27 protein-coding genes are annotated in these 19288 nt (G+C 69.6%); 12 read left to right on the top strand and 15 right to left on the bottom strand.

Going from position 1 to position 19288, the window contains the following annotated elements:
- Positions 1-33: 33 nt before the first annotated feature.
- From ACQEU6_RS26720 to ACQEU6_RS26710, 3 genes are read right to left on the bottom strand one after another with little or no spacing between them, the layout of a single operon-like run.
- Positions 34-1275: an RNA polymerase sigma factor gene (locus ACQEU6_RS26720; RefSeq protein ID WP_499335778.1), complete on the bottom strand. Its 1242-nt coding sequence runs from the start codon at positions 1273-1275 to the stop codon at positions 34-36.
- Positions 1272-1643, bottom strand: coding sequence for a YciI family protein (locus ACQEU6_RS26715; protein WP_499335777.1), 372 nt, complete (start codon positions 1641-1643; stop codon positions 1272-1274). The genes ACQEU6_RS26720 and ACQEU6_RS26715 overlap by 4 nt, the downstream gene beginning before the upstream one ends.
- A gap of 55 nt (positions 1644-1698) precedes the next feature.
- The gene (locus ACQEU6_RS26710) at positions 1699-2265 is read right to left on the bottom strand and encodes a DUF998 domain-containing protein (RefSeq protein ID WP_499335776.1); all 567 of its coding nucleotides are present in this window, start codon (positions 2263-2265) and stop codon (positions 1699-1701) included.
- Positions 2266-2420: 155 nt separating this feature from the next.
- Here ACQEU6_RS26710 and ACQEU6_RS26705 point away from each other — a divergent pair, with 155 nt between their 5' ends.
- Both ACQEU6_RS26705 and ACQEU6_RS26700 read left to right on the top strand, forming a co-directional pair.
- Positions 2421-2906, top strand: a complete 486-nt coding sequence (locus tag ACQEU6_RS26705) for a hypothetical protein (protein ID WP_499335775.1) — start codon at positions 2421-2423, stop codon at positions 2904-2906.
- A 271-nt stretch (positions 2907-3177) separates the two neighbouring features.
- Positions 3178-4140, top strand: coding sequence for an acetamidase/formamidase family protein (locus ACQEU6_RS26700; protein ID WP_499335774.1), 963 nt, complete (start codon positions 3178-3180; stop codon positions 4138-4140).
- 166 nt (positions 4141-4306) lie between these two features.
- Here the strand turns inward: ACQEU6_RS26700 and ACQEU6_RS26695 are convergent, their stop codons facing one another.
- Both ACQEU6_RS26695 and ACQEU6_RS26690 read right to left on the bottom strand, forming a co-directional pair.
- Complete coding sequence (locus ACQEU6_RS26695) at positions 4307-4645, bottom strand: hypothetical protein (protein ID WP_499335773.1); 339 nt, start codon at positions 4643-4645, stop codon at positions 4307-4309.
- A gap of 188 nt (positions 4646-4833) precedes the next feature.
- A complete protein-coding gene (locus tag ACQEU6_RS26690) occupies positions 4834-5229 on the bottom strand; it encodes a RidA family protein (RefSeq protein WP_499335772.1) in 396 nt (131 codons plus the stop codon).
- 113 nt (positions 5230-5342) lie between these two features.
- Here ACQEU6_RS26690 and ACQEU6_RS26685 point away from each other — a divergent pair, with 113 nt between their 5' ends.
- Positions 5343-6320 carry a helix-turn-helix transcriptional regulator gene (locus ACQEU6_RS26685; RefSeq protein WP_499335771.1) on the top strand — a complete coding sequence of 326 codons (978 nt, stop codon included), beginning with the start codon at positions 5343-5345 and terminating at the stop codon, positions 6318-6320.
- Between the two features lie 23 nt (positions 6321-6343).
- Here the strand turns inward: ACQEU6_RS26685 and ACQEU6_RS26680 are convergent, their stop codons facing one another.
- The 4 genes from ACQEU6_RS26680 to ACQEU6_RS26665 form a co-directional block, all read right to left on the bottom strand.
- Positions 6344-7489, bottom strand: coding sequence for an RNA polymerase sigma factor (locus ACQEU6_RS26680; RefSeq protein WP_499335770.1), 1146 nt, complete (start codon positions 7487-7489; stop codon positions 6344-6346).
- Entirely contained in the window at positions 7486-7893 is a 408-nt protein-coding gene (locus ACQEU6_RS26675) for a YciI family protein (RefSeq protein ID WP_499335769.1), read from the bottom strand. Before ACQEU6_RS26675 ends, ACQEU6_RS26680 begins: the two co-directional genes overlap by 4 nt.
- Positions 7894-7921: 28 nt before the next feature.
- Positions 7922-8419, bottom strand: a complete 498-nt coding sequence (locus ACQEU6_RS26670; RefSeq protein WP_499335768.1) for a pyridoxamine 5'-phosphate oxidase family protein — start codon at positions 8417-8419, stop codon at positions 7922-7924.
- Positions 8420-8560: 141 nt separating this feature from the next.
- On the bottom strand, positions 8561-9040 hold the full coding sequence (locus ACQEU6_RS26665; RefSeq protein WP_499335767.1) for a macro domain-containing protein: 480 nt from the start codon (positions 9038-9040) through the stop codon (positions 8561-8563).
- A 221-nt stretch (positions 9041-9261) separates the two neighbouring features.
- Between ACQEU6_RS26665 and ACQEU6_RS26660 the strand changes: the two genes are divergently transcribed.
- The 4 genes from ACQEU6_RS26660 (at position 9262) to ACQEU6_RS26645 (ending at position 12126) form a co-directional block, all read left to right on the top strand.
- Positions 9262-9621, top strand: a complete 360-nt coding sequence (locus tag ACQEU6_RS26660) for a MerR family transcriptional regulator (protein ID WP_499335766.1) — start codon at positions 9262-9264, stop codon at positions 9619-9621.
- A 74-nt stretch (positions 9622-9695) separates the two neighbouring features.
- Complete coding sequence (locus ACQEU6_RS26655) at positions 9696-10670, top strand: hypothetical protein (RefSeq protein ID WP_499335765.1); 975 nt, start codon at positions 9696-9698, stop codon at positions 10668-10670.
- Positions 10671-10805: 135 nt separating this feature from the next.
- Positions 10806-11381, top strand: coding sequence for a hypothetical protein (locus ACQEU6_RS26650; protein ID WP_499335764.1), 576 nt, complete (start codon positions 10806-10808; stop codon positions 11379-11381).
- Positions 11382-11550: 169 nt separating this feature from the next.
- Positions 11551-12126 (top strand): GNAT family N-acetyltransferase, encoded by a 576-nt coding sequence (locus ACQEU6_RS26645; RefSeq protein WP_499335763.1) that lies wholly within the window; start codon positions 11551-11553, stop codon positions 12124-12126.
- A 187-nt stretch (positions 12127-12313) separates the two neighbouring features.
- Here the strand turns inward: ACQEU6_RS26645 and ACQEU6_RS26640 are convergent, their stop codons facing one another.
- Both ACQEU6_RS26640 and ACQEU6_RS26635 read right to left on the bottom strand, forming a co-directional pair.
- Positions 12314-12514, bottom strand: coding sequence for a DUF397 domain-containing protein (locus ACQEU6_RS26640; protein ID WP_499335762.1), 201 nt, complete (start codon positions 12512-12514; stop codon positions 12314-12316).
- Positions 12511-13323 (bottom strand): helix-turn-helix domain-containing protein, encoded by an 813-nt coding sequence (locus ACQEU6_RS26635; RefSeq protein WP_499335761.1) that lies wholly within the window; start codon positions 13321-13323, stop codon positions 12511-12513. Before ACQEU6_RS26635 ends, ACQEU6_RS26640 begins: the two co-directional genes overlap by 4 nt.
- Positions 13324-13440: 117 nt before the next feature.
- On the opposite strand from ACQEU6_RS26635, the gene ACQEU6_RS26630 reads away from it, so the two are divergent.
- Complete coding sequence (locus ACQEU6_RS26630) at positions 13441-13851, top strand: ATP-binding protein (RefSeq protein ID WP_499335760.1); 411 nt, start codon at positions 13441-13443, stop codon at positions 13849-13851.
- Positions 13852-14036: 185 nt separating this feature from the next.
- On the opposite strand, the gene ACQEU6_RS26625 is transcribed toward ACQEU6_RS26630, so the two are convergent.
- Positions 14037-14315, bottom strand: coding sequence for a UTRA domain-containing protein (locus ACQEU6_RS26625; protein WP_499335759.1), 279 nt, complete (start codon positions 14313-14315; stop codon positions 14037-14039).
- 959 nt (positions 14316-15274) lie between these two features.
- On the opposite strand from ACQEU6_RS26625, the gene ACQEU6_RS26620 reads away from it, so the two are divergent.
- Positions 15275-15439, top strand: a complete 165-nt coding sequence (locus ACQEU6_RS26620) for a hypothetical protein (RefSeq protein WP_499335758.1) — start codon at positions 15275-15277, stop codon at positions 15437-15439.
- Between the two features lie 351 nt (positions 15440-15790).
- On the opposite strand, the gene ACQEU6_RS26615 is transcribed toward ACQEU6_RS26620, so the two are convergent.
- On the bottom strand, positions 15791-16105 hold the full coding sequence (locus tag ACQEU6_RS26615) for a hypothetical protein (protein WP_499335757.1): 315 nt from the start codon (positions 16103-16105) through the stop codon (positions 15791-15793).
- Between the two features lie 345 nt (positions 16106-16450).
- Between ACQEU6_RS26615 and ACQEU6_RS26610 the strand changes: the two genes are divergently transcribed.
- From ACQEU6_RS26610 to ACQEU6_RS26600, 3 genes are all read left to right on the top strand, one after another.
- Entirely contained in the window at positions 16451-16744 is a 294-nt protein-coding gene (locus ACQEU6_RS26610) for a hypothetical protein (protein ID WP_499335756.1), read from the top strand.
- 107 nt (positions 16745-16851) lie between these two features.
- Positions 16852-17274, top strand: coding sequence for a ribosomal maturation YjgA family protein (locus tag ACQEU6_RS26605; protein WP_499335755.1), 423 nt, complete (start codon positions 16852-16854; stop codon positions 17272-17274).
- A gap of 215 nt (positions 17275-17489) precedes the next feature.
- The gene (locus ACQEU6_RS26600) at positions 17490-17816 is read left to right on the top strand and encodes a rhodanese-like domain-containing protein (RefSeq protein ID WP_499335754.1); all 327 of its coding nucleotides are present in this window, start codon (positions 17490-17492) and stop codon (positions 17814-17816) included.
- A gap of 91 nt (positions 17817-17907) precedes the next feature.
- On the opposite strand, the gene infA is transcribed toward ACQEU6_RS26600, so the two are convergent.
- The gene (infA, locus tag ACQEU6_RS26595) at positions 17908-18132 is read right to left on the bottom strand and encodes a translation initiation factor IF-1 (RefSeq protein WP_499335753.1); all 225 of its coding nucleotides are present in this window, start codon (positions 18130-18132) and stop codon (positions 17908-17910) included.
- Complete coding sequence (locus ACQEU6_RS26590) at positions 18129-18923, bottom strand: GNAT family N-acetyltransferase (RefSeq protein WP_499335752.1); 795 nt, start codon at positions 18921-18923, stop codon at positions 18129-18131. Before ACQEU6_RS26590 ends, infA begins: the two co-directional genes overlap by 4 nt.
- Positions 18924-19288 lie beyond the last annotated feature (365 nt).

Genomic DNA, 19288 nt, shown 5'->3' with positions numbered 1-19288 from the left:
TCTCCAGCGCCGCCGCCCGTTCCTCGCCGGGCGTCAGGTGAGGCGGTCGGCTTTGCCGAGCAGGTAGCGCTGCTCGACCTCGTTGCCGGTCAGCTCGGCGGCCTGGCGGTACAGGGCGGCGGCGGACGCGGTGTCGCCCGTCATCTGGAGGAGGTGGGCGCGCACCGCGCGTTCGCGCTGCCGCGTGAGGGGGTCGCGGTCGAGGTGGTGCCGGCCGTTGAGGTCGTCCAGGAGGGCCAGGCCCCGGACCGGTCCGTACGCTCGGGCGACCGCCACCACCCGGCTGAGCCGGACCGGCGCGGTGGGGGTGAGGCGTTCGAGCCAGAGGTACAGCATCGCGATCTGCGGCCAGTCGGTCTCCTCCGGCGACGCGGCCGCCGCGTGCACGGAGGCGACGGCCGCCTGGAGCCGGTACGGGCCCGCCGCGCCGCGGTTCCAGACGCCGTCGATCAGCTCGGTGCCCTCGCGGATCAGGGCGGGGTCCCAGCGCGCGCGGTCCTGCTCGTCCAGCGGCACCAGTTCGCGGTCGGCGCCGGTGCGCGCTCGCCGCCGGGAGTCGGTGAGCAGCATCAGCGCCAGCAGGCCCGTCGCCTCGGCGTCGTCCGGGAGCGACGCGTGCAGCATGCGGGTCAGCCGGATCGCCTCTCCCGTCAGGTCGACGCGGGCGAGTTCGCGGCCCGCCGTGGCCGTGTAGCCCTCGTTGAAGATCAGGTAGAGCACCTGCATCACGGCGGCCGTCCGGGCGTCCCGGTCGGCGGCGGCCGGGGGAGTGAAGCGGGCGCCGGCGCGCGCCAGCCGCTGCTTGGCGCGGCTGATCCTCGTCCCCATGGTGGCCTCGCTCGTGCCGTGGGCGTGCGCGATCTCGGCGGTCGTCAGGCCGCCGACCGCGCGCAGCGTGAGCGCGACCTGGGACGTGGTGCTCAGCGCGGGGTGGCAGCACAGCATCAGCAGGGTGAGGCTGTCATCGGCCTCCTGCGGGGGACCGGCGTGGCGGGCCGGGTCCCCCATGGCCTGCTCGGCCATACCGGCCTCGTACTCGCGCCGGCGCCGGGCCTGGTCGGAGCGGAGCAGGTCGACCATCCGCCGGTAGCCGATCCTGATCAGCCAGCTCCGCGGGTCCGCCGGCACGCCCCGGACGGGCCAGTCCCTGCCGGCGGCCAGCAGGGCCTCCTGCACGGCGTCCTCGGCGACGTCGAACCGGCCGAAGCGCCGCACCAGGGCGCCGAGCACCTGCGGCGCCTCCGTGCGCAGCAGGTGCTCGACGTCGCCGCTCATGCCGTGAACTCCTCCCCCATGATCGGCCGGATCTCGATCGGCTCGCCGAGCGCCTCGACGATCCGCGAAGCGATCTCCACGGCGCGTTCCCGGCCGGCCACGTCGATCACGGCGAAGCTGGCCAGGACCTCCTTGAGCTCGGCGAACGGCCCGTCCGTCGCGACCACGCCGTCCGGCGCCCGGCGGACCGTGGTGCTGACCAGCGGATGGCCGAGCCCCTCGCTGGTGACGAACTCGCCCGTCTCGGTCAGCTCCTGCTCGAACTTCTGGTACCAGGCGAACGCGGCGAGCGCCTCCTCCGACGCGGAGTCGGCGGCGCCCGCGTCCCAGGCGGCGGCCGGGGTGTAGCTGAGCAGCAGGTACTTCATGAAGATTCTCCCCTCGGTTCGGCGACGCGCGGGCGGTTCCGGCTATATAGCCAGGTCAATCCGGGTGTATGTCCCGGCGGCGCAGGCGCAGCGCGACCACGGTCGTCCAGGTGAAGGCGACCGCGCCGTTCAGCGCGATCTGGACGGTCATCACGACGGCCGCGACCGCCAGGGCGGTGAAGGCGACGGCCGCCGCGACCGAGTGCGCGACGCCGTGCCAGGACATCTGGGCGACGGGCCCCTCCGGGGTGCCGACCGGGAAGCCCTTCTCCGGATCCATCGGGAGCAGCCCGGCGGCGACCAGGCCGAGCCCGAAGACCGCGACGAGGACGGGCAGCGCCCGCCGCCCGACCCCCTCGATGATCGTGCGCCTGAGCCCGTGGGCCAGCGCGACGCCGCCGAGGCCCGCGAGCACGAACGTGACGATCTGGATCCAGCCGGGCCCGCCGGTGGCGAGCCGGCTGATCGGGTGCCGGGTGATGTCGAAACCGTCCCGCAGGACCATCTGGGTGACGGCCGACGCGAAGAACAGCGGCCCGGCGAGCGCGCCGGCGGCCAGCGCGCGGGACGTCCGGCGGGCGGCGCGGGCCGAAGGGGCGGTGGCGGTGGTGGCGGAGACCATGGATTCCTCCTCGACGACGGGTTCTCGCCGCTACCTCGGGGCCGGGCCCCGGATCTCGACACCGCGGGGAAGTGACCTACGCCACACCTGTGCCATGACCGAAAGCGTCCGGCCGCTCCGAGGTACCGGCGAACATCCACACAGAGGAGGACGCGATGTCCGAGACCGCCCCGAACGAGACCGCCCCGAACGAGACCGCCCCGAACGAGACCGCCCCGAACGGGAACGAGCAGCCGAGCGCCGAGGTGCGGGCCCTCGACCGCCTGGTCGGCACCTGGAAGGTCACCGGCGGCGCCGAAGGGACCGTGCGCTACGAGTGGATGCCCGGCGGCTTCTTCCTGCTCCAGCACGTCGACCTCACCCAGTTCGGCGAGCCCGCCACCGGCATCGAAGTGATCGGCAACCTCCGCCCGTTCGGCGAGCCCGCCGGCGAGGACGTGATGTCGCGGTACTACGACTCGTTCGGCAACACCTTCGACTACGTCTACGAGCTCACCGGCGACAAACTGACCATCTGGGGCGGCGCGAAGGGCAGTCCCGCCTACTTCGAGGGCGCCTTCAGCCCTGACGGCGACTCCCTCACCGGCGAATGGGTCTACCCGGGCGGCGGTGGATACACGTCCACGATGACCCGCATCTGACACCCCGCACACGACACCCGGGAGCGCCGGGCCCCTAGACGGGCCCGGCGCTCCTCGCCTTGCCGGGTGGGGCGGGAAACGGACGGTCTCCGCTGCAAGGCCGCACAAGGCGGCAAGGCCAAGCGCCTGAAAAACGAGAGAAGGAGTGTCTCGCATGACTGAGATGCCCGGCAGGCCCCGGGACGGCTAGCAGAAGCCGGCCGTTCTGGAGACCAGTCGAAACACCGCGGGCTGGGGGCTCTCCACCCCCGACCCGGAACCCGTACTGACGGTGGAGTCCGGTGCGTGCGTCACCATCAACACCGTCAGCTGGGTCGGGGTGACCGCCCCCGGAGGGCCGGTCGCCTACTTCAAGTCACTGGGGGTGCCCGCCGACCAGGTGTTGCCCGAGCTGCTGGAGATGACGTCGATGTCACGCCCGGAAGGGTCCAGCGGCCACATCCTCACCGGGCCGATCGCCATCGAGGGCGCCGAACCGGACGACGTTCTGGAGATCCGCGTTCTGGATGTCTCGCCGCGGGTCCTCTACGGCGTGGACATCACCGGGCCGGACCACGGGATGCTCGGCGATCTGCTGGAGAGCCGATCCACCCGCCTGTTCCGGCTCGACCCCGAGCAGCGCTTCTACCCCTTCGGGGGCGGGGTCGAGGTCCCCTTCAAGCCGTTCGCGGGGATCATGGCGGTCGCGCCGCCGGCCTCGGTCGGCATCGTCTCCGCCGATCCCCCCGACCGGTGGGGCGGCAACATGGACTTTCGCGATCTCGTCGCGGGTTCGACGCTGTACCTCCCGGTCTTCCGGCCGGGCGGGATGTTCTACATCGGCGACACCCACGGCGCGCAGGGTCACGGCGAGGTCGACCAGACCGCCATCGAGCACTCGATGGCGGTGACCGTCCAGTTCATCGTGCACAAGGGTGCGCTCCTGAAGTACCCGCGCGCGGAGAGCGACGATCACATCTGGTGCACGGGGATCCACGAGGATCTCTACGCCGCCATGAGGATCGCCAACCGGGAGCTCGTCGACTACCTCGTCACCGTCACGGGGATGAGCGACGCCGATGCCTGCAGGTTCTCCAGCCTCCTGGCCGACTTCAAGATCGCCGAGGCGGTGAACGGCAACAAGGTCGTCGTCGCCGAGGTCGACAAGGACCGGCTGCGCCCTCTGCCGGGCGGGGCCGGCGTCCCCGTCGTGGGCGGCGGGCTCGACTCGTCCGCCCGCCCTTCCATCGCCTGACGGCGCCGCGGACGGCGCCTGAGGTCAGGAACGGCGCGGTCTGACGACGACCGCACGACAGGGAGGAGTCATCCCAAGGCCCATTGAGCTGGAGCTCCGTGGGCCTGCACAGGGCGTCCCGGCGAAAGGCGGCATCGAGCCGCCCGAAGCCGGGACGCTTCTCTTCCTACGCGGGGCCGTAGAAGGCGTCGACCTTGGCCTGGACCTCGGCGGACGGCGGGTCGAGAACGCAACGGCCCCCGAGGCCGACGAGTTCTTCGTCCACCGGCCTGGTCAGGATGCGCGAGCGGTGACGCCCGTGCAGGACTTCGAGCGGGCGAGCCAGCTTGAGCGTCAGCAGCATGGAGGCGCTGCCGCACGCCTCGTCTTCGCCCTTGCCGATGCGCGGCGCCCACAGGCGGGCCCGGATCCGGCCCACGGGCTCGTCCATCCAGGCCCAGACCTGGGTGAAGTCCTCCCCGTCGGGCAGCCCGGTCAGCGCGTCGATCTGCTCGGGGTCGTCCATCCGGCAGTGCCGCCAGGGCTTGGACCAGGCCGCCGGTGCGGTCAGCCAGACGGTGCCGTCGGAGTCGCGGCGGCAGGATTGCCGTGGTCCCCTTCAGCGTTCACGAACGCCCGCGCCAGCACGCACGTTGTCATGAAGCGCAACGTAGCAGGCACTTCGTCGCCGGCGGCCCGCCGGGCCCGGAGAGGTCAGGCGACGGCGGTCCCCTCCAGTTCGATCATCAAGGTGGGGATCGCCAGGCGGGTCACGCCGAGCATCGTGGTGGACGGCGCCACCCCGGAGGCGCCCAGGCGGGAGGCCAGGACGCCGTAGTGCTGGAAGAGCAGGTCGACATCGGTGGTGTAGACGCCGAGGCGGACGAGGTTCGCCAGGGACATGCCGGCCTCGGCCAGCACCGCCTCCATGTTGTCGAGGCTCAGTGCCAGTTGTGCCGCCATGTCGCCGTCATGCCGGGGCTCGCCGTCCGGGCTCATCGCGGTCTGGCCCGAGCAGTACAGGGTCCGGGTCTGTCCGGAGACGACCTCGCCCTGGTTGTAGCCCAGGTCCATCGACCACGTCCACGGGTTGACCGTCGTTCGCTCCATCGCCGTATCAGCTCCACTCGGTTCGTCGGCTCGGTGGACGCTCTTTGACGTCCTGGTCAGAGCCTCCCAACGAATCACGACATCCTTTGTCATGTATTCGGTAGGTTTCTCGCATGCGTGCGGACCGGTTGGTCTCCCTGGTGCTGCTGCTGCGCCGGCACGGCCGGCTGTCCGCGACGGTGCTGGCCCGCGAGCTGGAGGTGTCCACGCGGACCGTGCTGCGCGACGTCGAGGCGCTGTCCGCGGCCGGCGTCCCCGTCTACGCCGAACGCGGCCGGCACGGCGGGTTCGCGTTGCTGCCCGGGTTCAGGACCGAGCTCACCGGGCTGAACCACGACGAGGCGCTCGCCCTGCTGGTCGCCGGGTCGCGGCGCGGCGCGCAGGCGTTCGGTCTCGGGTCGGCGCTCGCGTCGGCCATGCTGAAGGTGGTCGACGCCCTGCCCGAGAACCATCGGGACACCGCGGCCGGGGCGGCGCAGCGACTGCTCATCGACCCGGAGACCGACCTTCTCTCCCGCAGGGAGGTCACTGAGGAGGTGCCGGACGCCGTGGTGGCCGAGGTCCGGCGCGCGGTGTTCGCCGGACACAAGCTGCGCATCCGGTACGCGGCCGTGGACCAGACCCCCAAATGGCGCACGGTGGACCCGATCGGCCTGGTCACCGTGCGCGGCCAGGGCTACCTTCTGGCCACGAGGTCCGGCGCGGACCGCACGTACCGGCTGTCACGGATCTCGGCCGCCGAGGAACTCGACGAACCCGCCGACCGGACGGAGCGGGTCGATCTGGGCCTTGCCTGGCAGGAGCGCAGCACCCGGTTCCGGACGGGCGGCGACCAGGTCGCCGTCCTCGTACGGCTGCACCCGGCGCGGCGGGACGAGGTGGCGGGCACCGCGCTGGCCGTCCTCACCGAGGAGGCCGAGGCGGACGGCCGGCTGCGGCTGGAGGTGACCTTCCAGGATTCGAGGCACGCCGTGTGGGCGATGTGGCAGGTCGCCGGCAGTGCGGAAGTCCTCGCCCCGCAGTGGTTGCGCACCTCGCTGCGCGACCGCGCCGCCGCCGTCGCCGCCCGCTACGAAGACCCGGCGGGCTGATGGACGCTCGCCACGGCGAACCGCTACGAGCGCAGGGCCTGCCTCACCCGGGCCGCTTCGCGGGTGAGGTGGTCGCGCTCCGGCATGCTGGTGGCCGCGCGGGACGCCTCGGCATACAGTTCGGCGGCCTGGGCCAGGTCGCCGGCGCGTTCGAGGAGATAGGCGCGAACCGCGATCCACCGGGGCAGGCCGGAATCCACCTTGCCCAGCTCCGCCAGACCGGCCCGCGGTCCGTCGGCCTCGCCGACCGCGACCGCGCGGTTGAGCCGCACCACCGGGCTGTCGGTGAGGCGCAGCAGTTCGTCGTACCACTCCACGATCTGCACCCAGTCCGTCTCGGCGGCGCTCGGGGCGTCCGCGTGGAGGGCGGCGATCGCGGCCTGCGCCTGGTAGTCGCCCAGCCGGTCGCGTTCCAGCGCCGCCTGAAGGATCGCGACGCCCTCGGCGATCAGTCCGGTGTCCCACAGGGACCGGTCCTGCTCACCGAGCGGTATCAGCCGTCCGCCCTGGCCGAGGCGTGAGGCGTGCCGCGCGTGGTGCAGCAGCATCAGCGCCAGCAGCCCCGCGACCTCGGGCTCGTCGGCGGCGGCGGCGAGCTGCCGGGTCAGGCGGATCGCCTCGGCCGCCAGGTCGACGGCCCCGCCGTAGCCCTCGTTGAAGACGAGGTAGAGGACCCGCAGCACCGTCGCCAGATCGCCGGGACGGTCGAGCGGCAGGCCCGCGATGCGGCGCTTGGCACGGCTGATCCGCTGGGCCATGGTCGCCTCGGGCACGAGGTACGCCGTCGCGATCTGCCGGGTCGTCAGGCCGCCGACCGCGCGCAGCGTCAGCGCGACGGCCGAACCGGGGGGCAGCGACGGGTGCGCGCACAGGAAGTAGAGCCACAGGGAGTCGTCCGCGCCCGGCACCGGTCCCGTCGGCGGCTCGGCCTCCACGGCCAGTTCCCTTCCCCGCCGGGAGGTCTCGGACGGGGCGGCGTCGAGGAACCTGCGCCACGCGGTGGTGACGAGCCAGGCCTTCGCATCGCGCGGCGGATCGTCCGGCCAGGTCTCCAGCGCGCGGATCACGGCCTCCTGCACGGCGTCCTCGGCGGACGCGAAGGCGGCGCCGCGGCGGACCAGGACACCGATCACCGCGGGCACGAGCTCGCGCAGCAGCGGCGTGTTCACTCGGTGACGGTGGGCATCGCGGCGAAGAACGGCCGCACCTCAAGCCATTCCTGGACCGGCCTCCCGCCCGCGCCGGGCGCCGCGGACAGCTCGGCGGCCAGTTCGAGGGCGCGCTCGTAGGTCTCGACGTCGACCACCATCCAGCCGGCGATCAGGTCCTTCGTCTCCGCGAAGGGGCCGTCGGTGACCGGCGGGCGGCCCTCGCCGCCGGAGCGGACGAACGCGCCCCGAGGGGAGATCGCCTGGCTCTCGACGTACTCGCCGGCCGCCTCCAGCCGCGCGACGAAGCCCTCCATGTACTGGACGTGGGCCGTGAGCTCCTCCGGGGTCCACTCGTCCATCCGCACGTCGTTGACCGACGCGGGAGCGCCCCGATAGTGCTTGAGCAGCAGGTACCTGGCCATCGTCTTCTCCTCCCGTCGGCCGCTCCGGTCAGGCGTTCCGGCGTTCGGCCCGCTGCCGGACCAGCTCCTCGACCGCGGTGGGCAGCGTCTCCTCGAAGTCGATGAGCTTCGCCCAGGTCGGCGTGACGACGATCCGGACCATGCCGTCGTAGAGCGAGCGGACCTCGGCCTCCCACTCGACGCGCTGCTCGGCCGTCATCGCGTAGCTGCCGTTCATCTGAAGGTACTCGGCCGGGATTCCGTCGACGACGTCGAACCCGGCGCGCCCCCTGACGAGCAGGATCTTCGGCGGGTGCACCTCGGTGTCGATCGTGAGCGCCACCTCCGGACGCTCGCGCAGGTGCGCCAGCTTCGGGGCGTTCTTACTGGTGCACATGACGATCTCCGAGCCGTTCCAGACGAACGCGATCGGCACGTTGCGGGGCGTGCCGTCCTTGGCGACGTAGGCCAGGCGGGTCACGTCGCGGGCCAGCAGCTCCCGGCTGAACGGGCGGTTCAGGATCTCGTCGATCTCGTGCTGCTCCATGGTCGTCGCTCCTGTCTCGGTGCCGTCGAGCGGACCGTCCTCGGCCGCTCGTGCCCCTGGGACGGAGCCGAACCCGCCTTCTCGACATCCGCGCCACCGAGATCTCAGATTTTTCTGGAGGGCCGAGACGGGTGTTCGGGGTCAGGGCGTGTCGTAGACGGTGACGGCGATACCGGCGTCGGTGAGTTGGCTGACGATGAGCGGTTCGATGCGGTCCCATCGTCCGCCTGCCAGGCCGCAGCCGATGCGAGGCATGTGGACGGTCGCTTCGAGCTCGGCGGCTTGTGCGGCCAGTTGGCGGAGGCATTGCTGCACTGCCTCGTAGCGGATCGGCGGCCCGGAGCTCCGGCTGGTCTTGACGCCGTGCTGGCCGACCATGTTGGCGACCCAGATGTCAGGTCGGACCTGGACGAGTTGGGTCGCGCCCAGCCCGAAGTCGTTGCCGGCGCGGTCGCGGTGCCAGCGCCGGTAGGCGGCTTCGGGCTCCGGCCAGCGCTTGGAAATCGCGAGGACGAACCCCTTGCCCCAACCGCCCCTGTTGTTGCAGACGTGCGCGATGACCTTGGGCCCCTTGGCCTGCGGAGAGGTCGCGTCGCCCTGGAGGCAGCGGATCTGCGCCATGATCACCACGATATCCGGGCACAACGACAAACCACCTGGTCAAGCCGCCTGGTGGCGGGCCCGGTCAGGTCGCGATGGCCGGATAGGGACTCCTCATCGTGCCGAAGTAGGCCTCGGGCGCTCCTTCGATGTGCTCGGGCAGTTTCGTTCATGAAGGCGCGCAGCAGTGGGGTCGCGTTGTGCCGGTCGAGGTCCTCCTGCGAACGCCAGACCTCATAGAGGTGAAGATCGGGGAGCTGTCCCGCGAAACGGGCGTGGCCGTCCGTCTCCTCCGCTACTACGAGGCCCAGGAGCTGCTCACCTCCCACCGCAGCGAGGGCGGCCACCGCCATTACGATCCCGAGGCCCCCGCCACGGTCGCCCGCATCCGCACCCTGCTCGCCGCCGGGCTCCCTACCAAGGTCATCCGCGAGCTCATGCCCTGCTTCGTCGGCGACGGCACCGAGCTCCAGGCCTGCGTTCTCGACCACCTCAGAACCCAGTACGCCGAGCTGGACTCCCGCATAGCCGACCTCACCCGAGCCCGCGACGCTCTGGGCGACATCCTCGAAGCCTCCGCCCGAGCACTCACCCACGTCTGAACGGCCGTCACGCGCCGGGAAGCCGTGACCGAGCCTGCGCCGGCGGTCGCGTGCTCGATCAGTACTGTTCGCGGATGGGTTGCTGGACCGCTTATCTCGTCCGCCTGGAAGACGGCTCCCGCTGGGAGCTGGACGAGAAGTACGGCCGGTGGCACCTCACGGGGGCCGACGACCGCGCCGGCCTCGTGGAGAGGGTCCTGGCCGACGGCAGGCCCGTCATCGGAGACCCGAACACGGCGCGGTCCTGTCAGGGCATCGCCCTGGACGTGGCCACGCGCCGGTACCGGTTCTACAGTTGCGCGCTGGACATGCCGCCCGCGGGCGTCGGCCACCGCGAGAGCATGGCCCTGCGCCAGGCGGCGGCGCCGGGCTGGGAGGACTGGGACGTCGCCTACGCCTGGGGCGGAGACGAGGAACTGCGCCGCCTGATCATCCCCGGCCTTCCGCCCGAACCGGCAAGGGCCGAGGCCGTGGAGGTGATCCTGGCGTCACGCGACTACTGGTTCGTCGACTTTGACCCGGGCGCCCGCCAGATCACGGTCCGCCACGACGAACTGATCGCCGACGCCTTCGCCCACGCGACCTGCCTCGTCAGCGTCATCGCCGCCGCCGCGACCCTCACGCACTGGCAGCTGTCCAACACGATCGGACCGCTGCTGGCGCACCACGGGGAGTCCCTTCCCGGCACCCTGGCCGCCAGTGCGCCGTTTCCCCTGGCCGCCGAGGACGCCGTGACCGACGGCGCGGTCATCGACCTGCGCACCCGCCGCCTGCGCTACTGGACCACCGACACCTTCTCGCCGGGACTCGTCGCGCGGGCGGGGGCGGCCTGGCCGGACTGGAAGATCGAACGGCTGGCCTGGGGCCACCTCGGACACCTCGCCGCCATCGGACGGCACCCCGACGGCCTGAGCATGACCGACGCCGAACTACGCGAGGCCCACTGGGACGACCAGCTGATCGCCATCAGAAACCACGCCCGCGACACCCTCCCCACCGCCCCGCACCCCCTCCACGCACCAAAGGTCCACGTAGTCGACCGCTGGTAAGGCCCACCACCCGCGCTGTTGCCGAGCGAACCGGGCCCTCGGGAAAGCGCGGAAGTCAGCAGGCATGCGGCGCCGTGTCATCGCCGTCCAGGAAATGCCGGGGTACGCACTGGCCATCGTTGGGATGATCATCTGATGGTTGATCACCTGGCTGAGCTGATGTCCGAGGCGACGCTCCGGCGTGCCGTCCGCAACGAGCCGCTTCCAGGTGCTTGGGATCACGTGCGGGACGTCGATCGGTTCCTCCGACGGAGGGTCGCGGAGTTGAACCGTCTGCCGCTGGTCGTGGTGGAGTATGCCGAGCTCGATCATTACGGCTCTGGCTATGCCTCCTACGTCGACGTCTTCGCCACCAAGCGCGATGGATCCACTCGGCAAGACGACGAGGACGGCGGGGTCAGTGTCGAGTGCCTGAACGTGCTCCTGTGTCGTCTGGCGCCGATCGCCTGCCTTCTGCAGCCGGACAGCCGGTGGCAGACCCCCGACAGCAGTTGTTCGATATCGCCCAACATCGACCGGGTCATCGCTGCTCCTGATCAGTCATGGACTGACGAGTTTCACCAGATCAGGGATCTTCTGGATCAACGCGGCATCAGCCTGATCGGCCCTGACCTCCTCACCCGCTCACTGCCCGAGGGGCTTGAGGTCAGGAGCAATCTCGCGAACTCGACACAGACGATCTTTGACGCCTGGTTCCACTGGCTCGACTAGCACCTGCGCACCCGTCGCCTGCGCTACTGGACCACCGACACCGTCTCACCGGCCCTCGTCGCGCGGGTGGGGACGGCTCGGAGTGCGGCGATCGCCGCGTCGTTGTTGGGACGTCGCCCGCAGTAGTCGGGTTTGGGCGTCACCACGGCTCCCTGTCAGCATGAAGCCCATGCGCCACCCTCTTGACACGCTGGACTGGCCGATTTCCACCGACCGACTGCTGTTGCGCCGAGCCACCCCCGACGACCTGGACGCGACCTGGGTCTTCCGGCAGCTGCCGGAGATTCACGAATGGGTCGGGGCCGCCACGACGACGTACGACGACTACCGTGAGCGTTTTCTCCGTGAGGGGCGGCTCGCGGACCTGCTCATCGTCGAACTGGACGGCCGGGTGATCGGCGATCTGATGTTGCAGGTCCAGGACGCTTGGGCCCAGGAGGAGGTCGCTGACCAGGCGAAAGGCGTCGAAGCAGAGCTCGGGTGGACGTTGGATCCCTCCTACGGCGGCAAGGGCTACGCCACCGAAGCGGTACGCGCCCTCATCGACATCGCCTTCGGGAGTCTCGGCCTGCGCCGCCTGCACGCGGACTGTTTCTATGACAACGAACCTTCGTGGCGGCTGATGGAGCGGGTCGGGATGCGCCGTGAACAGCACACGGTGAGAGACTCCCTCCACCGCACCAAGGGATGGCTCGACGGTCTCACCTACGCGATCCTGGCCGAGGAATGGCCCGCTCCCGAGTGACGGATCGCCCCGCCATCTGGTCTCAGACCGCGACCATCACGTGATCAGCAGTCCCCACACCGCCGCTGAAAAAGGCTCACTGCAATGCATGGCCTCCGTTTGGAGGGACGGCCCTGGGCGGCCTCGCCTTCGAGTGGTCGGTTCACACCGTAGGGCGAAGGCGAGGCCCGCCGTGTTGTCGGGCGGGTTAGATGTCCAGGTCTCCGCGCTTCACGCGGGTGATGAGCTGGGCGAAGTCTTTGGGGGAGAGGGCGAGGTGGCCGGTGCCGGGTGCCTTGCTGTCCCTGATACCGCGTCCTTCTGTAAGGGCAGCAACTTCAACACAGTCCTGTCCGCCGTCAGCACCCGAACCACTCCGGCTGGACTTCCGCCACTCGGGGCTACTCATTTCACGGCCTCCATCAATTCGCGCAGGAGACTCCGGGTCGAGTCTCGGGACAGGGCGTCATCCCCTATCAGTCCGAAGCGTAGTCGGTACTTCCTGATCTTCGCCGGATCAGATACGAGCCGACCGCCCTCGACCGCTGCTGACCAGGCATGCTCTTTCCGGCCTACCTCTAAGATCGTGAACGATCCGTCCACCCCGGCGTGCGCGGCTTTGTACTTGGGAAGCGCTCTGACGACCACCCTTCGGCGATGGCTGAGGTCAAGCAAGTGACCGAGTTGCGCCCGCATGACCTCCGGGCCTCCTACGGGATCTTCGAGAACTGATTGCCGTACGAAGATGCGCAGTTCCGGTGGGTCGATGCGGCTCCAAAGCGCTTGCCGCTCCATGCGGATGGCGACCGCGGCCTCGACGTCCTCCACCACCTGCGCGCCTTCGATCAGCGCACGCGCATACTGCTCGGTCTGAAAGAGCGCGTGAATCACCAGGGCGGAGTAGACGCTGATGACGTCGGCCCGCTGCTCGTACCTGGTGTAAGCATTGAACCAGTTCGGATCATGTGCCGATTCGGCATATCGCCGAAGTCGGGCAAAGTGGCCCCGAGTCCTCCAAAGTTGATCCAGTGTTTCTGCCTTCTCTTTTGAGAGATTTGTGGTGCCCGATTCGTAGTTCGAAACCGTGGAATCGTCGACGCCTAAGAGATCGGCCAGTTGGGCCTGCGAGAGGTTGCGCTCTAAGCGCCATATTCGCAGGTCAGTGGCCAGCCAGTGCCAGGGGTTGTTGTCTGGATCTAGCTTGTCGGCCTTCGGCATTCAAGATCCTTCGTCTTGAAAGTTCTGAACGAAACGCGACAAGCGTAACCGGGGACGGGAAGGTGTGGGCAGGGTTCCGGGGAGAAGGGTGGTCCGGGGATGAATGGCATTCGGGGCATGCGGGACAAGCGGCCGTCAAAGGTGCCGGACGAGTTCGCGCTTCGGTGGCGGGCTTATCCCGAGAGCGTGTATCTGACGCGGACGTTGGTGACGCAGGCGTGCGAGGCGTGGGGGTTACCGCATCTCGACTATGTCGGGCGGACGATCATGTCGGAGCTGGCGACGAACGCCGTGGTGCACGCCCTCGAGGGGCATGAGATCCAGGCGTGGGTCACGCTCGTGGACGGCGCCGTCGAGTTCCGGGTGTGGGACCCGTCCCACGCGCCACCGGTCATGCCGGAGGCCGATGTCGAGGCCGAGGGCGGGCGGGGCCTGATGATGGTTCGGCTCCTGGCCACGGGTGGCTGCGGGTATCGGCAGGTCAGCCGCGGGCGGGGCAAGGTCGTCTGGGCGCGGCTGACCCTCTAGAACTCCGCCCGTCCGGCGAGCGGGTGCACCCGACCCCCTGGGGTGCGACCGCGCTTCCCCCCATTTCGCCGGACGGGCGGGCTCAACACTGGCAGGGCGGGAACAACACAGCGTGCGGAGTCGATGGGCTGCCAAGCTGAGCGTGTCGCGATCCTGGGGCCGAGAGGCCGGGCCTGCACACTGGGTCAACGACACCCCGTCTCATAGCCGAGTTCCTTCATGCGCGTGAGCATGCCGCCTTGCGGCTGGGTGAGGTCCTCTAGCTGGGTGCCGAATGCGATGTTGGCGGGGATGTAGCTCGGCGCTTTCTGTACCAGCACGTCATCGGAGTACATGTCACGATCGCGGACGAGAACTTCCTTCTTGGGATCGACGCCGAGCAGTTCGGCGATACGTGCGGGCGGCGCCTCCCGGCGAACCTGAGCCTCGGGGATACGGCGAGTTCTCCCTGAGGATGCGGTCACGCAAGATCGCTGCGATGTCATTTGCGCCGAGGGCCCGCACCTGCGCACTCCTGTTCATGTTGGCACTTCCCCGATCACTTGGGCCAAACAGTGAATCAGTTAGCCGAGTGACCGAAGCTCATACTGCTTCGGTACTGGCTGATTGACCCAACCGGCCGGGGTTTCAGTTTCCTTTGATCTGAACGCGGTATATGAATTCGCCCCAGAGATGGACCGGGCCTCGGTGCCACGAGACCTCGACCGGTCGCCCGTTGGATCGTCTCGCGTGACGCTGACGTGACAGAACCGGTTCCGTCGGGTCGGGACCGTCACCAGGCGTGCGGACGGGCACGAGACCACGACGGCATCCGGCCGCTTGGCTCGGCCCGCCGACGCCGTCACGGCCCTCCCGCCGACCCGTCCGCCGCCACGCACCCAGCGCGCCCCGGCCCCTCCCAACGGCGACCCGCGCGAAGTTCCGCGACCGGCTGCCGTGCTTTGAGCCCGATCAGCGTCCGCCCCGCACGCGAGCACGGCCGCCGGCTGCTCGCCATCGTGCACCAGCACCCGTAGGTCGGCCCGCACGTGGCGTGTCGCTTACGGGGATCTGGCCGGGGTACGCCGTTAGAAGGATGCGGCACGGCTTTGCTCATGGGCGGTGCCACACCCTTTGACAGGTTGGCGCGCCTGATCGTCCAGTTCACCGCCGCGTCAACCGCCGGAACCACGCCCGTCACGCCGAGCCGCAAACACCGCATCCCGCCGGGCCAGGACCGGCGACACCTCACCGTGCCCCGGAGATCCGAGCTCTCAAGGCGGGAGCGGGTCCGCCTGATGCGGGACCTCCCGCAACTGCGAGCCGGGGAGTTCGAGACGCTTTGCTCCTCCGCCCCGATGTGCCACTTCGTCTCGCGGAGCTCTATCGGCTCTACGCTGACGCGTGGTACCTGCGGAACGGGCGTCGCACCGAGAAGGAGATCGTGCAACTGTTCGGCGATCGATTCCCCAGGGAGGAGCCGGGCTTCTACAAGTTCGGGAAGCCCAAGGCGGACTCATTGCTGTCATTCAGCATGAAGCCCCGGCGGCCGCAGTCAGAGCACGCCCTCTACGAGGGGCGCCTCAGGGGCGTCCTGGTCGCGATCTAAGCGAGGCCGACCGGCCCGGTTCGATGTTCAGCGTCCGGGGTGCTCTGGTGGCACCCCGGATCGTCAACGGGCGCGGCGGGAGCCTGGTCCCCGCCGCGTACTGTTCTCCGATCCAACCGAACCAAGATCACTATTCAAAGCCGGCTTCGAAGCGATCAACAGTGTCGCTCAACGCCTTGGCAGGCGCCCAGACCCCGCGCGCACTCAGTTAGGCAAGGTTGTCTTCCCTGCTCAGGCGGGGGGTGTCCACGATCGAGCCGTGCTGGCGACGGTGGTGAATGCCGCTGAACACAGGCGAACTGAGACAACGACTGAGAGCGGCCTAGCCGGGTTGACGTGCTCAGATCCCGTTCACGGCAGGTCCTCCCAATGGCGCCCGGCGACGATCTCGCGGTCCTCGTCCTCGCCCTTGTTGGACTTTCCCAGGAGCATGCGAAAGAGCAGGGAGGCCAACACGATCGCTGCGGCGATGCCGAAGTGGACGACCGCCTTCAGCCCGTCCTTGTCGAGCCCCTCGCCGTCCGAGTCGAAGATCGTCCAGCCCGCAGACGCCACCGCCAGGATGCCGAAGAGGTAGATGAAGAAGACGCGACTTCTGGGCGTGTGGACGAAGATCTGCCAAACGCCGATGATGACGCCCCACCCGATCGCACTGCCATACGTCATGAGTCGTGATAGTCGCAGTGTGCGCCTCCCGCCCGCAAGGTGATCAATCCCGCCACGCTCACCGAACCCGGCCTGTTCACTATGAACCGGGCCGGGCACCAACAACGCTCCCACTTGGGCAGGTGACGGGACGCCGGGCGCGGGCTTGGGCGGGGACCCCTCCGGCGGACTGCCCCCGGCCTGATGTCGGGCAGCCGGGTGGGAGCCGGGCGAGGCCGGCAGTCCGCCGCCCCGCCCAAGCCCGCGCCCGTCTTCCCGCAACGGTGCAGGTCAGCCGCCCGCGTAGAAGTGTCACAATCATGCGCCGGTCTTCGCGACGTCCGTTTCCTCCACGCTGGAGGGCAGGTGAACACGGCCGACCCGATCGAGTTCGTCGTGGCCGCGCTCGGTCCGAAGGCCGCCGCCGACGCACCCGACCGGCACACCGAGCTCTACCCGGACCATCTCGGACGCATCGCACCCCAGGACCGTGACCTGATCCTGCCCTCGCTGATGAACACCCTGGTCTTGGTGGGCACCTGCGACGACCTCCGCGCCCGCATCACCACCCTGCAACAGGCCGGCGTCGACGAACTGCTCATCCGGCCGCTGATCGACCCGCGCACCGAAATGGCCCAGCCGGCGGAACTTCTCAACTGAGGAGATCCGCTGCTTCTGTATCGAGAGAGGAAGGATTCTGTGAAGATCAGGGTCTTCTGAAATCGGCCGGAGTGCCGGTCGTCGCCGCTGCCACTTAGGATTGCGCGATGTCACTCGCAGTGCGCTGGACCCGGCTGCTGATGGTGGTGTCGGCAGCCTGCTTCGCGGGCGCGGCCTACGCGATCCGCGCCGTGATGGACGGGCCCATCGAACAGTACTCAGGCGCCGCCTTCTCCGGGGCCATCGTCTACACGATAGTCATCTTCATACGCCCGCGGATCTCCCCACTGCCCGCCGGCGGCGTCGCGATCGCGTACTGCTGGTTCATCGAGTTCGCGCAGCTCACCCCCATACCCGCGGCACTCTCCCAACGCACCTGGCTCGCGCGCCAACTGCTGGGAGCCCAGTTCGACCTCATCGATGTCGCCTGGTACCCCCTCGGCGTCATCCCCTTGGTCGCCGTGCATCTGTTCCTCCGCGCCCGCACACGTCCCCAAACGCAGCCGACGCCCGCCGGGTCTCGGCCTTAGCCCCAGCCCGTAGATCGGACCGGTCCAAGAGACGCCGCCCCCAAGTCGGAGCCCGCCGCCACTGCCGATGTCGAAGCCGAGGGGGGCAGGGCGACCGCGCTTCCCCCCACCTCGCCGAACGGGCGGGCTCAGTTGTCGGCCTTTGAAAGTGGACTGCGGTCCGGTATCGTCCTTCGTGAACCGGACCGTAGTCCTATTTCTCGGAGGGGACTGGCATGACCGCACTCATCACCCGTGACGAGCTGAAGGCGGCGATCGAGGCGGGCGGCGTGACCGTCCTCGACACCCTGGGCGGGGAGTACTACGCCAAGCAGCACCTGCCCGGCGCCCTCGAACTGGTCCTGGCCGACGTCGACGCTCAGGCGCCGACCCTGCTCCCCGACCGCGACGCCGCGATCGTGACCTACTGCTCCAACCCGGCGTGCGCCAACAGCGGACAGGTCGCCGACCGGCTCACCGGTCTCGGCTACACCAACGTCCGCAAGTACCGCGAGGGCATCCAGGACTGGGTGGAAGCCGACCTCCCCACCGAATCCGCCTGACCTGGCGGGGGAGATCATCGGAGCCCCGGCCACGCGAGCGCGCCGTGACCGGGGCCCCGGGATCAGCTACCGCGGAATGCGCCGGGCGCCGCTAGTTGCGGTGGCGGAAGACGATCCGGCCGCGGGTCAGGTCGTACGGGGAGAGCTCCACCAGGACCCGGTCCTCCAGGTTGATCTTGATGTAGTTCTGGCGCATCTTGCCGCTGATGTGCGCGAGCACGCGGTGGCCGTTCTCGAACTCCACGGTGAACATGGCGGCGCGCAGGCACTCGACGACCCTGCCCTCAAGTTCGAGGCCGTGCTTGTTCCTCGTCATCGGACCAGCTCCAGGTTGCTGCTCACGGGCCGGGCCCCGATGCCCTCGATCAGTGCCGACGCCGCCTGGTTGGACTCCTGGACCTCGGCCCAGGCCGTGGCGGAACCGGTGCGGTGGAGCGCCTCCAGCGCGTGGGCCAGCAGGGCCCGCGCGATGCCGCGGCGCTGCTCGCCCGCCCGGACGGCGAGCAGTCCGATGCGCGGCCGCTTCACCGTCACCACCCGGATCAGTCCCAGGTAGCGGTCTGGCGCCGCGGCCACCGCGTACTTCGACGGGTCGACGATGGTGTCGTCCTCGGGGCGGGGGAGCACCTCCGCGGGCATCGACCGCCACCATCCGACGGTCGCTTCGACCTCGTCACGGATCGCGCGGTCCACCGCGCGCAGCAGGCCCGCGTCCGCCTGGCCGGCGGGCACGATCGTCACGCCCGGAGGCGGCAGGACCTCTGCGAGCCCTGTGACGCGCGGGTCGGTGGGCACGACGTACTCCCACTCGCGGCGCCGGATCCTGAATCCGGCTCGGCGCCACCTGGCCGTCAGTTCGGCGTCGGCTTCGTCGACCACCGCGTACAGCGGCGCCGGCAGTTCCGCCGGCATCGTCTCGGCGAGCTGGTCGAAGGCGGCGTCGTGCCAGGCGTCGATGCTGACGAACAAGCGTCCGTCGGGCCGGTGCTCGGCATACCCGCGGCCGACCACCAGGTCGTCGTCCAGCGCATGCCAGTGCCTGTCCGCGACGCGCGTGATTCTCACCGCGTGTTCGCTCAGGCCGGATGGAGAAGGCTTTGCGTTCATCGGAGTCTCCTTCAGGAGTGCCTCGATTCTCAGGCGCTCCTGGCGACACCGATCGTCAGCCGCCGGACCGTGACGGGCTGAGGGAGCACCCATGGGTGACAGGGTTCACGGGTCTCACCTCCCAGCGACGTCTTCACGGCCGAGCAGGACGGTAGCAATGCGACGCCGCCTCACTCAACTCCTTTTTTGCCCGGGCACGTTCGTGGTGTCCAGGGCCTGTTTCGACGTGGTCTCGGCCCTGCGCGAACGCGTGAACTGGCCGGTGGAGCGAAGCCGGAGGCGAGCGGAACCGGGCAGATCGCGAAGCGATGCCGCGTTCGCCCAGGCCCGGTCACGTAGCGAGCCGCCAGGCGAGCGGAGTGGGC

This window comes from Spirillospora sp. CA-108201, from assembly GCF_050936235.1.
Classification (GTDB): Bacteria; Actinomycetota; Actinomycetes; order Streptosporangiales; family Streptosporangiaceae; genus Spirillospora.
This window is presented reverse-complemented; position numbering and strand designations above follow the sequence as displayed.

What these genes read in the sequence shown, in the direction of transcription:
- ACQEU6_RS26720 (WP_499335778.1), bottom strand. Translation starts at nt 1,275, where the DNA reads ATGAGCGGCGACGTCGAGCACCTGCTGCGCACGGAGGCGCCGCAGGTG.
- ACQEU6_RS26715 (WP_499335777.1), bottom strand. Translation starts at nt 1,643, where the DNA reads ATGAAGTACCTGCTGCTCAGCTACACCCCGGCCGCCGCCTGGGACGCG.
- ACQEU6_RS26710 (WP_499335776.1), bottom strand. Translation starts at nt 2,265, where the DNA reads ATGGTCTCCGCCACCACCGCCACCGCCCCTTCGGCCCGCGCCGCCCGC.
- ACQEU6_RS26705 (WP_499335775.1), top strand. Translation starts at nt 2,421, where the DNA reads ATGTCCGAGACCGCCCCGAACGAGACCGCCCCGAACGAGACCGCCCCG.
- ACQEU6_RS26695 (WP_499335773.1), bottom strand. Translation starts at nt 4,645, where the DNA reads ATGGACGACCCCGAGCAGATCGACGCGCTGACCGGGCTGCCCGACGGG.
- ACQEU6_RS26690 (WP_499335772.1), bottom strand. Translation starts at nt 5,229, where the DNA reads ATGGAGCGAACGACGGTCAACCCGTGGACGTGGTCGATGGACCTGGGC.
- ACQEU6_RS26685 (WP_499335771.1), top strand. Translation starts at nt 5,343, where the DNA reads ATGCGTGCGGACCGGTTGGTCTCCCTGGTGCTGCTGCTGCGCCGGCAC.
- ACQEU6_RS26675 (WP_499335769.1), bottom strand. Translation starts at nt 7,893, where the DNA reads ATGGCCAGGTACCTGCTGCTCAAGCACTATCGGGGCGCTCCCGCGTCG.
- ACQEU6_RS26670 (WP_499335768.1), bottom strand. Translation starts at nt 8,419, where the DNA reads ATGGAGCAGCACGAGATCGACGAGATCCTGAACCGCCCGTTCAGCCGG.
- ACQEU6_RS26665 (WP_499335767.1), bottom strand. Translation starts at nt 9,040, where the DNA reads ATGGCGCAGATCCGCTGCCTCCAGGGCGACGCGACCTCTCCGCAGGCC.
- ACQEU6_RS26655 (WP_499335765.1), top strand. Translation starts at nt 9,696, where the DNA reads ATGGGTTGCTGGACCGCTTATCTCGTCCGCCTGGAAGACGGCTCCCGC.
- ACQEU6_RS26650 (WP_499335764.1), top strand. Translation starts at nt 10,806, where the DNA reads ATGGTTGATCACCTGGCTGAGCTGATGTCCGAGGCGACGCTCCGGCGT.
- ACQEU6_RS26645 (WP_499335763.1), top strand. Translation starts at nt 11,551, where the DNA reads ATGCGCCACCCTCTTGACACGCTGGACTGGCCGATTTCCACCGACCGA.
- ACQEU6_RS26640 (WP_499335762.1), bottom strand. Translation starts at nt 12,514, where the DNA reads ATGAGTAGCCCCGAGTGGCGGAAGTCCAGCCGGAGTGGTTCGGGTGCT.
- ACQEU6_RS26635 (WP_499335761.1), bottom strand. Translation starts at nt 13,323, where the DNA reads ATGCCGAAGGCCGACAAGCTAGATCCAGACAACAACCCCTGGCACTGG.
- ACQEU6_RS26630 (WP_499335760.1), top strand. Translation starts at nt 13,441, where the DNA reads ATGCGGGACAAGCGGCCGTCAAAGGTGCCGGACGAGTTCGCGCTTCGG.
- ACQEU6_RS26615 (WP_499335757.1), bottom strand. Translation starts at nt 16,105, where the DNA reads ATGACGTATGGCAGTGCGATCGGGTGGGGCGTCATCATCGGCGTTTGG.
- ACQEU6_RS26605 (WP_499335755.1), top strand. Translation starts at nt 16,852, where the DNA reads ATGTCACTCGCAGTGCGCTGGACCCGGCTGCTGATGGTGGTGTCGGCA.
- ACQEU6_RS26600 (WP_499335754.1), top strand. Translation starts at nt 17,490, where the DNA reads ATGACCGCACTCATCACCCGTGACGAGCTGAAGGCGGCGATCGAGGCG.
- infA (WP_499335753.1), bottom strand. Translation starts at nt 18,132, where the DNA reads ATGACGAGGAACAAGCACGGCCTCGAACTTGAGGGCAGGGTCGTCGAG.
- ACQEU6_RS26590 (WP_499335752.1), bottom strand. Translation starts at nt 18,923, where the DNA reads ATGAACGCAAAGCCTTCTCCATCCGGCCTGAGCGAACACGCGGTGAGA.